Source organism: Phocaeicola salanitronis DSM 18170 (genome assembly GCF_000190575.1).
Taxonomy (GTDB): domain Bacteria; phylum Bacteroidota; class Bacteroidia; order Bacteroidales; family Bacteroidaceae; genus Phocaeicola; species Phocaeicola salanitronis.
In genome coordinates, this window is the sequence record NC_015164.1 from 1,050,050 (window position 1) to 1,064,206 (window position 14,157).

Consider the following 14,157-nt stretch of genomic DNA (forward strand, 5'->3'; position numbering starts at 1 on the left):
GAGTTTGATGACCATGGCGAAAAGAGATTATTACGAAGTATTGGGCGTTGAAAAGTCGGCATCAGCAGACGAAATAAAAAAAGCATATCGTAAAAAAGCGATTCAGTATCACCCCGACCGCAATCCGGGTGACAAGGAAGCCGAAGAAAAATTCAAAGAAGCCGCCGAAGCATACGAAGTGTTAAGCAATCCGGACAAACGTGCCCGGTATGACCAGTTCGGCTTTGCCGGTGTAGACGGAGCCGCAGGTGGAGGAGGATTTGGAGGCTTCAGCGGAGGAATGTCAATGGACGACATCTTCTCGATGTTCGGAGATATCTTCGGAGGCAGAGGAGGTTTCGGAGGATTCGGCGGAGGAGGACAGACACGCCAACGCCGCTACAGAGGCTCTGACTTGCGGGTGAAGGTTAAACTGAATCTCAAGGAGATTTCTACAGGAGTGGAAAAGAAATTCAAGCTGAAGAAATACGTCCAATGCACCCATTGCCATGGTACAGGAGCCGAAGGGAACAGCGGTGCGGAGACCTGCCCTACCTGCCACGGGACAGGAAGCGTCACCCGCACCCAGCAAAGCATTTTCGGCATGATGCAGACCCAAACGGTTTGCCCTCAATGCGGAGGCGAAGGAAAAATCATTAAGAACAAATGTAAGGAATGTGAAGGTGAAGGCATCGTGTACGGCGAAGAAGTCGTAACCGTCAAAATACCTGCAGGGGTAGCGGAAGGCATGCAAGTCACCATCAACGGAAAAGGAAATGCAGGCAAGCACAATGGCGTATCGGGCGACCTGCTGGTACTGATTGAAGAAGAAAAGCATCCGGAACTGATACGAGATGAAAGCGACCTGATTTACAATCTGCTACTGAGCGTTCCTACAGCAGCTTTGGGCGGCACGGTAGAGATACCGACCATTGACGGGAAAGCAAAAATCAAAATAGAGCCTGGCACCCAGCCGGGAAAGGTATTGCGCTTGCGCGGAAAAGGACTTCCTAAACTCAACAGTTACGGATATAATACCGGTACAGGCGACTTGCTGGTAAATGTAAGCGTCTATATTCCGGAAACCCTGAACAAAGAAGAACGCCAGGCGTTGGAGAAATGGCAAGAATCGGAAAGCTTCAAGCCTAACATGACCTTGAAAGAAAAAATCTTCAAGAAATTCAGAAGCTTATTCGAATAAGATAACCATGTGAAGGAGCCTTGCGTACGCACCTATATTCATCCGCTTCCGAAACTATATGCAAGAACAAATGCATCTAATCTCATCGGACGATGAATGTATCTGCGTACGCAACTTGTTTTCACAGCACCCAAACAGGTTAATCTGTGAAAATGTGCGTGAATCTGCGTTAATGCAGCCGTTTATCTACCCAATTATGCTTATCTTTGAATCGGAATCACAAAACAAGAATGCATCATGAAACGGTTAGGACTGATTATCATTTTAATGGGACTCGCCTTTCCCGCCCTCCATGCGCAAACTGAACAATCAGGGACAATGGAAGCGGAGAAGGAACATGCGGCATCTCCAGAACCACTATCCTCGAAAGACAGCCTAAGTGTGCCCTTAGCGTCTCCCGTTTCATTCGCAAGCCAGCTGCGCCCTTTCGGGATGTACGGCATCACCCCTTTCGATTATAATTTCGCCACATGGGAACTGCACAAAGGATTTAACGCTTCCATCGGACTGAACGTTACATTCAGCCCGAGCAAATGGGCGCCGTCGGGGGTAGGGTTCGGACAAGACTTTGCCTTCATGTATGCCGTTCCGGTAAGTGACCGGCTGAGCATTGCCGCCGGACTTTATGCGACCAACATGGACTGGGGCTTCGTGCGCTACCGCAATGTAGGCTTTGCAGGAGTTGCCGCATACCGCCTGACCGACAAAATCAGCATCTATGCCTACGGGAACAAATCGTTCATGCCCAACCGTCCGGCTTACTGGTATCCTTTGCCCAACTATACCCCCGACCGCATCGGAGGCATGGTCAACTTCAAGTTGGGAGAAAGCAGTTCGATAAGCATCGGCGTAGAAGGACGGAAGAACGATTATCCGTGGTGGTATTAAACCATTTATAAATGCTATTTACGATTTATCAGTTGACATCTAATTCCCAGCCTGCACCGGCAAACGAGAATTCCTGTTAACTCCCTTTCAACTCTTGATTGGCATAAATAGTAAATTGTAAATAGACAAATAGTAAATAAAAAAGATGAATTATCAAGAAACCCTTACTTACTTATATACAAGTGCCCCCTTATTCCAGCAAGTGGGCAAAGACGCGTACAAAGAAGGACTGGAAAACACCTATACCCTCGACGAACATTTCAATCACCCACACCGGAAATTCCATACAATCCATGTAGCCGGAACAAACGGGAAAGGCTCTTGCTCGCATACACTGGCGGCTATCCTTCAATCGGCAGGCTATCGGGTGGGACTTTACACTTCTCCTCATCTCGTAGACTTCCGTGAACGGATTCGCATAAACGGCATTCCGGTGTCAGAAGAATTTGTCATTGACTTCGTGGAACAACACCGGGCATTCTTCGAACCTCTGCACCCGTCTTTCTTTGAATTGACCACGGCCATGACCTTCCTCTATTTTGCCCGGCAACAGGTAGACGTAGCGGTCATTGAAGTGGGATTGGGAGGACGATTGGATTGTACCAACATCATCCAGCCCGATTTGTGCGTCATCACCAACATCAGCTTCGACCATGTACAATTCTTAGGAAACACCTTAGATAAAATCGCTTCGGAAAAAGCAGGCATCATCAAGCCCCACACTCCGGTAGTGATTGGTGAAACCACGCCCGAAACCAAGCCCGTATTTCTCCAGAAAGCCGTTTCGGTGAGTGCCCCGATTGTTTTTGCCGAAGAAGAACATCTCTTGCTCGAAGCCACACCCAATCCCAACGGAGGCTATGTTTACCAAACCGTCGAGTATTCAGACTTGAAAGGAGAATTGGGAGGGTTGTGTCAAGAAAAAAACACCAATACTCTTCTATCCGCTATCCGCCAACTGAAGCAAACCGGATACCGTTTCACCGAAACTGATGTACGGAAGGGATTCGCCCAGGTATGCGAACTGACCGGATTGAAAGGACGCTGGCAAAAACTGGCTGACCATCCCACCGTAGTATGCGACACGGGACACAATGTAGGGGGCATCCAATACATCGTTGAGCAATTATCCCGCCAGCATTACCACCGGTTGCATATCGTAATGGGCATGGTCAATGATAAAGACATCAACGGTGTGCTTTCTCTTTTACCCACCGATGCAGCCTATTATTTTACCCAAGCCAGTGTCAAACGTGCCCTGCCCGCCGAAGAGATGAAAAAACAAGCCTCGGCACACGGACTTCATGGAGATGCTTATCCTACGGTAAAGAAAGCACTACAAGCCGCATTGGCTCAAGCAGATAAAGATGACTTCATTTTCATTGGCGGAAGCAGCTTTATTGTCGCCGATTTATTGGCAACATGTTATACTTCGTGAATTATTTAACTAAATTACTTGTTTATCTTGAATAAAATCTTTTTATTTGCATACATTTATAGTTGTAGCATCAAAAAAAGAAAAAGATATTCAAGATCATGATTAACACATTCTATTATGAAAACAATCTCTGCGGACTGAAACGCAGCGATTTTCAACGTACCATTGACGGTAAAGACGTTGACTTGTTCATTCTGAAAAATGATAATGGTGCCGAAATGGCAATCACAAACTATGGAGGTGCCTTATTGGCTATTATGGTACCGGATAAGAACGGGAAACTTGCCAATGTTATCCAAGGACATGACACGTTAGACGGTGTCATCCATAGTCCGGAAGCTTTCTTAAGTACGTTAATCGGACGGTATGGAAACCGTATAGCCAAAGGCAAATTCCAATTGGGAGGAGAAGAATACCAACTTGCCATTAACAATGGTCCGAATTCACTCCATGGAGGTCCTACGGGATTTCATGCTCGCGTATGGGACGCAGAACAAACCAGCAAGCAAAGTGTCACGCTCAGCTATTTATCGCAAGACGGCGAAGAGGGATTCCCTGGAAACCTCCACGTACAAGTGATTTACACTTTCACCAACCAAAACGAATTTATCCTGACTTATACGGCAACAACCGACCGCACGACATTAGTCAACCTTACCCATCATGCTTTCTTCAGCCTTTCGGGCATTGCCAATCCGACTCCAAGCGTGGAAAACAACATTCTTACTATCAATGCAGACTTTTATACTCCGATAGATGAAGTATCTATCACAACAGGAGAAATCCTGAAAGTAGCGGATACTCCCATGGATTTCCGTACTCCACATACAGTAGGAAGCCGCATCAACGAACCTTTCCAACAGTTAATCAACGGAAGCGGATACGACCACAATTATGTACTTAACAAACAAGAAGCGGGTACATTGACTTTCGCCGCCAAATGCGTAGAACCTCAAAGCGGACGTTCACTTGAAGTATTTACTACAGAACCGGGCGTACAAGTATATACAGCCAATTGGCAAAGTGGTTTCAGCGGATGGCATGGTGCCACATTCCCTGCACGCAGTGCCATTTGTTTTGAAGCACAACATTTCCCCGACACACCGAACAAGGGACATTTCCCCTCGGCTGTTCTGAATCCAGGCGAAACCTATCACCAGGTGACCGTATATAAATTCGGCATAGAAAACTAACCCTATTAATTACTAACCTCTTAATAAACAACCATGAATCAACAAAAACAGAACGGTAATCTCATCGCAATCATCACCATGTTTTTCCTTTTTGCGATGATCTCTTTTGTTACCAATCTTGCCGCCCCGTTCGGCACTATTTGGAAAAACCAATATGCGGGAGCCAATACATTGGGTATGATGGGGAACATGATGAACTTCCTCGCTTATCTGTTTATGGGTATTCCGGCTGGAAACATGCTGGTGAAAATCGGATATAAGAAAACTGCCCTTATCGCTATGGCGGTAGGATTCTTAGGATTATTTACCCAATATGTTTCAAGCCTGGTAGGTGCTGACATCGCTGTATTCAGTATGGGCGCATACAGCATCAAGCTGAACTTCATTATTTATTTGTTAGGTGCATTCATCTGCGGCTTTTGCGTATGTATGCTCAATACAGTTGTAAACCCGATGCTGAATCTGTTAGGTGGCGGAGGCAACAAAGGTAACCAGCTTATCCAGGCCGGCGGTGCCCTGAACTCTTTGTCAGGTACGCTGACCCCGTTGTTCGTAGGTGTATTGATTGGAACCGTTACGCCTGAGACTGCAATGTCCGACGTGACTCCCCTGCTTTTCATTGCCATGGGCGTGTTCCTCCTTTCTTTTATTGTGATTTCGTTTGTGGCTATTCCCGAACCTCACTTGCATAAAGGAGACGTAAAAGAAGAAAAATTCAGCCACAGCCCCTGGAGTTTCCGTCATACGGTATTGGGCGTATTCGGTATCTTCGTATATGTAGGTATTGAAATCGGTATTCCGGGCACATTGAACTTCTACTTGGCAGATGCTTCGGACAAAGGAGCAGGCATCTTATTCAACGGTGCGGCTATCGGCGGAGCCATTGCTGCTATCTATTGGCTGCTCATGCTGGTAGGACGTCTTACCAGTACCATCATCAGCGGAAAGGTTTCTACCCGTACCCAGCTGATTACGGTATCTGCTACAGCCATTCTTTTCATTATCTTCGCTATCTTCATTCCGAAGAATGTAGGTATCAACGTACCGAAAATCGTTTATGACCCGATTGCCAAGACCTCTGAAATACTGACGGAAGCCAAAGTTCCTGAAGCTACAATCAGCGCAATTATCGCTGATCCGTCAGGTGCAAACCTCCAACAACATGAAGCGGAATTGACTCAAGCCAACTTGAAATTGTCTGACATCGAAGGCTCATTGAAGACTCCGAAAGTACCGGTGAGCGCCTTGTTCCTCGTACTTTGCGGTTTGTGCACTTCCATTATGTGGGGAGGAATCTTCAACCTTGCCGTAGAAGGATTAGGCAAATATACAGCCCAGGCATCCGGAATCTTCATGATGATGGTTGTGGGTGGTGGTATCTTCCCGCTTCTGCAACAAGTCATTTCCGACTCGGTCGGCTATATGGCAAGTTATTGGCTCATTGTCGCCATGTTGGCATACCTGTTATATTACGGACTGATAGGATGTAAAAACGTCAACAAAGATATTCCAGTAGACTAATTTATTTATTAACTCATTAATTATAAAATACCATGGATATAGATTTCGTAAGAAGCCGTTTCATCAAACATTTCGATGGAACCACAGGAGCTATTTATACTTCACCCGGACGCATCAATCTTATTGGCGAACATACCGATTATAACGGAGGATTTGTATTCCCCGGTGCAGTGGACAAAGGCATTACCGCCGAAATCAAACCGAATGGAAAAGACAAAGTCTGCGCTTATTCCATCGACTTGAAAGATTACGTAGAATTCGGTCTGAATGAAGAAGACGCTCCCAAGGCAAGTTGGGCACGTTACATTTTCGGTGTATGCCGCGAAATGATTAAACGTGGCGTAGATGTAAAAGGATTCAATACCGCATTCGCGGGCGATGTTCCTCTGGGTGCAGGTATGTCATCATCTGCCGCACTTGAATCCACTTTTGCATACGCATTGAACGACTTGTTCGGTGACAATAAGATTGACAAGTTCGAATTGGCAAAAGTAGGTCAGGCTACCGAACACAACTATTGCGGTGTAAACTGCGGTATCATGGACCAGTTCGCTTCTGTATTCGGCAAAGAGGGTCACTTGATGCGCCTTGATTGCCGTTCATTGGAATATAAATACTATCCGTTCCGTCCCGAGGGCTACCGTTTGGTATTGGTAGACTCAGTGGTTAAACACGAACTGGCTTCTTCTGCCTACAACAAACGCCGCCAAAGTTGCGAAAACGTGGTAGCCGCTATCAAGAAAAACCATCCGGAAGTAGAATTCCTGCGCGATTGCAACATGGATATGCTGAGCGAAGTGAAAGCGGATGTATCGGAAGAAGATTACAAACGTGCTGAATATGTCATCGAAGAAATCCAACGCGTATTGGATGTATGTGACGCCCTGGAACGCGGCGATTATGAAACCGTAGGGCAAAAGATGTTCGAAACCCACCACGGCATGAGCAAACTGTATGAAGTAAGTTGCGAAGAACTGGACTTCTTAAACGATATCGCTTTCGATTGCGGAGTAACCGGCTCACGCGTCATGGGCGGCGGATTCGGCGGATGCACCATCAACTTGGTGAAGAACGAATTGTACGAAACCTTCATCACAACTGCCAAAGAACAGTTCAAGAAGAAATTCGGACGTTCACCCAAAGTATATGATGTAGTTATCAGCGACGGCTCGCACCGCGTTTGCTAAAAACAAACATTCATAACACATACGCGAGGCTGCTTCAGGGAATACACATGAGGCAGCCTCTTTATTCATACATCTATGGAAAGCAATGCGATTATCTACATAAAAAACATGGTATGCCGACGCTGCATTATCATCGTTACCCAAATATTCCAAAAACACGGCACCGAACCTTTGGACGTCCAGTTAGGCAAAGTAACCCTTTCCAAGCCGATTTCAAAAAAAGAATTGGAACCGATACAGCAAGAGCTGGAGAATTGCGGATTTGAAGTGATTGATGACAAACGTACCCGCATCATCGAACAGATACGCACAGCCGTTATCCAATATGTACATTACAATGATGCTCCGAAAAAGAAAAACCTATCAGACTATATCAGCAGCCAATGCAAACGGGAGTATAGCCTGCTCAGCAAATTATTCGCAGAAACAAACGGCATTACCATTGAAAAATACTACATCGCCCAGAAAATCGAACGCGTGAAAGAACTACTCATCTATGGTGAACTAAGCATCAGCGAAATAGCCGACAAGCTGCATTATTCAAGCAGTGCGCACCTAAGCACGCAATTCCGTTCCGTCACGGGGCTATCTCCCACTCAATTCAAGCAACTGAAAAATCCTCAACTAAAGCCATTAGATGAGGTATAAGGAGACATTACCTGCCTAAATCCTCCAACTTACTTATCCATGAGTGCCAAGATGTATAGCTGCGTTGCTTGTAAGATTAATAATCTTCATGCTGTAAGATTATTAATCTTACACGTGTAGGATTATTAATCTTACAGCAAGGTTAGCTATGTTGCCCGCAGAGTTAAATTAAGTCCGAAGCCTATTGGCACATGCAAACATCTCCTGTCCCACTTATTCGAAACGGATAGAACGTGCCGGAAGAATGCGGCTAATGAGGTAAGAAGGACCGACCAGCATCAGAACGGAAACGGCAAGCGTACCCACATTCAACAAGAGCCATACCCCTACATTCAACTCGACAGGTACGGCATCGATGTAATAAACCGCCGGGTCTAACTTGATGAGATGAAAGAAATGCTGCAGGGCACAACATGTAAGCGCCAGCACATTCCCCCAAACCATTCCCTTTCGAATCAAGAAAACAGCAAGCATCAGAAAAACCTTCCGGACAGATGTATTATCAGCCCCCAACGCTTTCAGGATACCTATCATATTTGTCCGCTCCAGAATGATAATCAGCAATCCGGATATCATGGTGAACCCCGCCACTCCTACCATCAAGATAAGAATCACCCATACATTGACGTCCAATAAGCCGAGCCATGCAAAAATCTGAGGGTACACCTCTTCTACTGTTTGCGAATAATATTTTCCCCCGTACCTGTCGGTTTTCCCATAGAAGAAAGAAAGCATCTGCTCGTTTGTTTCATTCAAGCGCGCATAGTCACTCACACTGACTTCCAAGCCTCCTACCTGCCCTTCCTTCCAATTATTCAATCGCACTACCGTGCGCAAATCGGTCAGCAGGAACAAATCGTCATACGAAGAGAAGTTGGTCTGATAAATGCCCGCTACCGTCAAACGGCGTGCCCGGATATTGTTTTCCACATAATAGGTAGAAAGCTTGTCGCCTACTTTTACGCCCAGCTTATCCGCAATAGTCTTTGACACCAAGACCTGAAAAGAAGATACCGAATCGGCGAAAGCCGGGATTTCGCCTTCCAGCAAATGACGTTTAAGAAAAGTCAGGTCGTACTCCTGGCTTACCCCTTTCAGCACAATGCCCTGAAAGTTATCCGAAGTCATAATCATCCCCGGCTTGGTGGCATAACGCTGCACATGCCTGACGCCCGGCATTGCGCCTAAAACCGACATCAAACTATCATCGCCTACAATCGGCGTCACCTGATACGACTGCACTTCATCCAGGCTCGTAATCAGGATATCCGACCCCAATCCGATAACCTTGTCGCGCACTTCATGCTTAAATCCGATAACTACCGCCACCGAAATAATCATGACCGCCAAACCGATGGCAATCCCCGCAATAGCAATGCGCACGGCAGGCTTCGAAACGTTTCTTTCGCCTTCTTCCTTATTCTTATAGATACGGCGCGCGATGAAGAGCTTCCAGTCCATGGTCAATCATCTACCCGTCCGGGATAAGCTTCGAGCGCTTTACGCAAGACAAACAAAGCGCGTACCAAGTCTTCTTTCTTCAACACATACGCCAGACGCACTTCATTATGCCCGGCTCCGGGAGTCGTGTAAAATCCGGCTGCAGGAGCAAGCATGACGGTCTCGCCTTCGTAATTGAAATCACTCAGACACCACGCACAGAACTTCTCGCTATCGTCTACCGGCAATTTGGCTACGGTATAAAAAGCGCCCATCGGTATCGGCGAGTAAACTCCGGGAATACGGTTCAATCCGTCAATCAGGCATTTACGGCGTTCCACGTATTCATCATACGTCTCACGCGTATATTCTTCCGGCTCGTCCAATGAGGCTTCTGCCGCAATCTGCCCAATCAAAGGAGGGCTCAAACGAGCCTGGCAAAACTTCATGACCGCCTTGCGCACTTCTTTATTCTTTGTTATCAGCGCACCGATACGGATGCCGCATTCCGAATAACGCTTCGACACCGAATCAATCAGCACCACGTTCTGTTCGATTCCTTCCAGATGGCATGCCGAGATATAGGGAGAACCTGTATAGATAAACTCACGGTACACTTCGTCCGAGAACAAGAACAAGTCGTATTTCTTCACCAAATCCCGTATCTGGTTCATTTCACGCCGCGTATAAAGATACCCCGTCGGATTATTCGGGTTGCAAATCAAGATTCCTTTGGTCCGCTCGTTAATCAGTTCTTCAAACTTCTCTACTTTCGGCAAAGAAAACCCTTCCTCGATGGTAGTTGTGACCGTGCGGATAACTGCCCCCGCCGATATGGCAAATGCCATGTAATTCGCATAAGCCGGTTCGGGCACAATGATTTCATCTCCCGGATTCAGACAACTCATGAAAGCGAACAATACGGCTTCCGAACCGCCTGTAGTCACAATGATATCATCGGCATCCAACAGGATGTCGTACTTCTTATAATACCCTACAAGCTTCTCGCGATAGCTTCGGTACCCCTGGCTCGGGCTGTATTCCAAAACTGTACGGTCTATATGGCGAATCGCTTCAAGGGCCGCTCGCGGAGTAGGAAGGTCTGGCTGACCGATATTCAGGTGATATACACGAATCCCTCTCTCCTTAGCAGCTTCTGCCAATGGCGCCAACTTGCGAATCGGCGACTCCGGCATTTCATTTCCTCGAATGGATATATGTGGCATAGAATATATGAATTTTAAAATATGGTCGCAAAGATAAACCGAAAGAATAAAACCCGCAAACATTTCCGCCGAAATAAATCAACTCTTAACCCTAAACAGGGACTAAACTCTATCAAAAAACATAAAAACGCCCCTCTTTCTCTCGGGTTATTCAGAAAAAGCCCGTATATTCGTCCACGTTAATAATTGCCTTCATTTTAACTTAACGATTATGGATTTATATTTACTCATCTTCACTACCGGAACATATATCGCAGAACAAACGTACGAAAGTCATAAAGAATTGTTCATCGCGCTCGAAAAGCATTTCACCTTGCATCTTGTAAACTACACGAAAGCGGAAACCATCCCGTCCAACGCATACAAGATGGGGTTTATCGGAAGCGGAGGCGTGGAAGATAAAGTAATTCAGAACTTCAGCAGCTTTTCGTATCCCATCACGTTATTGACCGACGGGCTGAACAACTCGCTTGCCGCCGCGCTCGAAGTTTCCGCATGTTTCGGATATAAAGACATGAAGGTACGCATCATCCACGGAAGCATCCCTGAGATGGTCGAACAGGTATTAATCCATCACCGCGCCTTTGCCGCCAAGCGCTCGCTGAAAGGAAAACGGATTGGCGTAATAGGCACGCCCGCCCCCTGGCTGGTCGCAAGCCACGTCGATTACCTGTTGGCAAGCCAACGGTGGGGAGTGACGTATGTAGACATTCCGATTGAAGAAGTATTCAAACGTTTCTATGCCATTACCGACGATGAAATCGGCATGCAAGCCTCCATCTTCGCCAACCGGGCGAAAGCATGCCAGGACACTACCCCCGACGACCTCTTGCGCGCCATGAGGCTCTATAAAGCCGTAAAGGATGTATGCGCCGAACAAAAGCTGGATGCCGTGACCTTGTCTTCCGACCAATGCATCAGCCAGCTGAATGCTACCGGAAACGTAACTTCAGCCCTGTTGACCGATGAGGGCATTCCAGCCGGAGGCGAAGGCGACCTGCAAACCATTATGACCATGCTAATGGCGTATGCCATAACAGGCAAACCCACTTTCATGGGCAATCCTTCCTTTATCGACCGCAAAAGGAACGAACTGATTTTGGCGCATTGCTCCGTACCCACTAAAATGGTAGACGAATTCATCATCCGCGACCATTTCGAAACCGGGCGAGGCATCGGGCTGCAAGGGCTGATGCACGAAGGCGACATCACCCTATTCAAATGCGGAGGAGAATGCCTGGACGAATATTACGTATCGGAAGGATACCTTGTAGAAAACACAAACCTAATCTCGGCATGCCGCACCCAGTTCCGCCTGAAAATGAACAAGCCGGTAGACTATTTCCTGAACAATCCGATAGGGAACCATCACGTCCTGATACAAGGGCATCATGCTGCTGCCCTGCAAGAGTTTATGCAGCTGAACCGATGCAAACTGAGGGAATAATCGGAAAATAATCATGCCGCGGGGATGCATCATTCCAAATTTTAATGTACATTTGCAAGAAATTAATCTCACAAAACGAATAGAAATATGATGCATAACTGGTTCGAGTGCAAAACCATCAATATCCTAAACGTAATTTTCTAACTGATTGATTTGCACGCTTTAGAATCTTTAATATCAAAGACACTAAGGTGTGCATATAAAGTTGTATCTTTGCAAAAAGTGTGCAATAGATGGTGCAAAACAGGATTTTTCCCTTATTTTGAGACTTGCACACACTTAAAAAAGTCAGATATAGAAAAATGAAAACAGATACAGCAATCATTAGGTTAGCACAAATTACAAGCAGGGCAAAGGCTGATGGCACTTATCCAATAGTCTTGCGTGTACAATTCAATGGGAGGAAAGAAAAGTACCTGAATGTAAGTTGTCCTATCAAGTATTGGGATAAAAAGAATGAAGTAGTCAAGAATGGATATGCCAATGCTGCTACTTTAAATTTAATTTTGAAAGAGGCAAAAGATAAAGTCATTGAAAGGAAGTACCAATATGAACTGAAAGGAATTCAATATACTGCTGCAATGCTCCTTGATGATAGCCTCAACATCAAGCCTGACTTATGTGGTAATTCAATTATCCTACATGATTTGGTACAACGTCTAATTGACGAAAGGCACTTGAAACCAAACACCATTAAGAATTATCATTTAATGTGTGATAAGATTGAACAGTATAGCAGGAAAAGTTCTAAATATATCATTTTGTCTGAAATTGATGAAAAATTTGTAAGAGGCTTATGTAAATGGCTTAAATTGAATGTAATTACTACCACTAAGGCAGAAGGTACAATCAATGTTGTATGCAGCAAGATTGCTTCCATTTGGAATTATGCAATCAGCCATAATCTTATAAGTGCTGATTTATATTGCTTCAAAAAATGGAAATATAATGTAGAATATCGATCAACAGAAATAAAAAAGCATTAAACAGAGATGCAATAAAGGCACTTGAAGCTAAATTTTCGCAACTGATAATTGTTGATCCTTTTGATTTAGCAATGGCATACAAGGCTGAGGCTTACAGTAAATTGATTGTACGATATACCAAAGAGTTTGCAATTGCAATATATCTTATTGGGTATAGATTACAAGGCCTTGCATTCTGTGATTTGGCAGACATTAAGGCTGATGATGTAAGTATTGAGAAACATAATGACACTGAATATTACGTTATTCAAAATATCAGAAGAAACAAAACAAATGTTCCTGTTCCAGTCGTGCTAAAGAAAGATATGATAGGAATGGCATTGATGGATTGTTTCATTAGAACTGCCAATTTGAGGGATGGATACTTATTTCCAATCCTCCAGAATAACTTGCATTCATACACTTATGATACGCCACAGAAAAAAGCTAATGCTTTGCAAACAAGTGAAAGATTAGTCAATGATAATCTTAAAAAAATTGCTGTTGAAATAAATAAAGAAATTGGCAAAGAGATTATTCCACCTGACATTACTTTCTATTCAATGCGTCATACGTTTGCTACCATATATATGGCTAATCCTAATGCTAATCCTGTTCATCTTGCTACAATGATGGGAAGAAGTGTCAGTGGCATATACAGATATGTGAAATCATTGCAAAGTGTTGATGATATTATTGATGAAAGGGAAAAAGTTTTCGATCAATACGATTAAATTGCCTAGGACTGCAATTATAAAATGCTTCCAGTAGTAAATAAAGCCTCATCAATCACATAAATAGTTGAGGCTGATTGCTGTATCTTCTTACTCAGAGTACGATTTCGACCTACTTACTATATAGGTATAATCGTTCCTCATGTCTGAAAATTTTCTGATCCAAATTTTTCATTTTATCCTATCTACTTAATATTTATATAAGAGCACGTATTTTGGCACACACTTATCTTAAAATAAAAATCCTTATCCCTAAAATACAAATGAATGAACTTATCAAGAAAAAAATC

11 protein-coding genes and 2 pseudogenes are annotated in these 14,157 nt (G+C 44.8%); 11 read left to right on the forward strand and 2 right to left on the reverse strand.

The annotated features are described in order from the left end of the window. The first annotated feature begins 13 nt into the window (after positions 1 to 13). From dnaJ to BACSA_RS04655, 8 genes and pseudogenes are all read left to right on the forward strand, one after another. On the forward strand, positions 14 to 1,180 hold the full coding sequence (gene dnaJ, locus BACSA_RS04625; protein ID WP_041584229.1) for a molecular chaperone DnaJ: 1,167 nt from the start codon (positions 14 to 16) through the stop codon (positions 1,178 to 1,180). A 237-nt stretch (positions 1,181 to 1,417) separates the two neighbouring features. Next, positions 1,418 to 2,068, forward strand: a complete 651-nt coding sequence (locus BACSA_RS04630) for a hypothetical protein (protein ID WP_013616959.1) — start codon at positions 1,418 to 1,420, stop codon at positions 2,066 to 2,068. A 145-nt stretch (positions 2,069 to 2,213) separates the two neighbouring features. Beyond that, a complete protein-coding gene (locus BACSA_RS04635; RefSeq protein WP_013616960.1) occupies positions 2,214 to 3,506 on the forward strand; it encodes a bifunctional folylpolyglutamate synthase/dihydrofolate synthase in 1,293 nt (430 codons plus the stop codon). A gap of 98 nt (positions 3,507 to 3,604) precedes the next feature. After that, positions 3,605 to 4,699 carry an aldose epimerase family protein gene (locus BACSA_RS04640; protein WP_013616961.1) on the forward strand — a complete coding sequence of 365 codons (1,095 nt, stop codon included), beginning with the start codon at positions 3,605 to 3,607 and terminating at the stop codon, positions 4,697 to 4,699. Between the two features lie 33 nt (positions 4,700 to 4,732). Beyond that, positions 4,733 to 5,732: pseudogene (locus BACSA_RS04645) on the forward strand (MFS transporter); the annotation flags it as partial. Between the two features lie 194 nt (positions 5,733 to 5,926). After that, a pseudogene (locus tag BACSA_RS20790) lies at positions 5,927 to 6,220 on the forward strand (MFS transporter); the annotation flags it as partial. Positions 6,221 to 6,252: 32 nt separating this feature from the next. Next, complete coding sequence (galK, locus tag BACSA_RS04650) at positions 6,253 to 7,407, forward strand: galactokinase (RefSeq protein ID WP_013616963.1); 1,155 nt, start codon at positions 6,253 to 6,255, stop codon at positions 7,405 to 7,407. Positions 7,408 to 7,482: 75 nt separating this feature from the next. Then, entirely contained in the window at positions 7,483 to 8,055 is a 573-nt protein-coding gene (locus tag BACSA_RS04655) for a helix-turn-helix domain-containing protein (protein WP_013616964.1), read from the forward strand. A 213-nt stretch (positions 8,056 to 8,268) separates the two neighbouring features. On the opposite strand, the gene BACSA_RS04660 is transcribed toward BACSA_RS04655, so the two are convergent. Further along, positions 8,269 to 9,516, reverse strand: a complete 1,248-nt coding sequence (locus BACSA_RS04660; RefSeq protein WP_013616965.1) for an ABC transporter permease — start codon at positions 9,514 to 9,516, stop codon at positions 8,269 to 8,271. A 2-nt stretch (positions 9,517 to 9,518) separates the two neighbouring features. Continuing rightward, positions 9,519 to 10,721, reverse strand: a complete 1,203-nt coding sequence (locus tag BACSA_RS04665) for a pyridoxal phosphate-dependent aminotransferase (RefSeq protein ID WP_013616966.1) — start codon at positions 10,719 to 10,721, stop codon at positions 9,519 to 9,521. A 211-nt stretch (positions 10,722 to 10,932) separates the two neighbouring features. Between BACSA_RS04665 and BACSA_RS04670 the strand changes: the two genes are divergently transcribed. From BACSA_RS04670 to BACSA_RS04680, 3 genes are all read left to right on the forward strand, one after another. Further along, complete coding sequence (locus BACSA_RS04670; RefSeq protein ID WP_013616967.1) at positions 10,933 to 12,168, forward strand: fucose isomerase; 1,236 nt, start codon at positions 10,933 to 10,935, stop codon at positions 12,166 to 12,168. Positions 12,169 to 12,470: 302 nt separating this feature from the next. Then, positions 12,471 to 13,154 (forward strand): phage integrase SAM-like domain-containing protein, encoded by a 684-nt coding sequence (locus BACSA_RS04675; RefSeq protein WP_041583883.1) that lies wholly within the window; start codon positions 12,471 to 12,473, stop codon positions 13,152 to 13,154. A 71-nt stretch (positions 13,155 to 13,225) separates the two neighbouring features. After that, positions 13,226 to 13,867, forward strand: a complete 642-nt coding sequence (locus BACSA_RS04680; RefSeq protein WP_041583884.1) for a site-specific integrase — start codon at positions 13,226 to 13,228, stop codon at positions 13,865 to 13,867. The last annotated feature ends 290 nt before the right edge of the window (positions 13,868 to 14,157 follow it).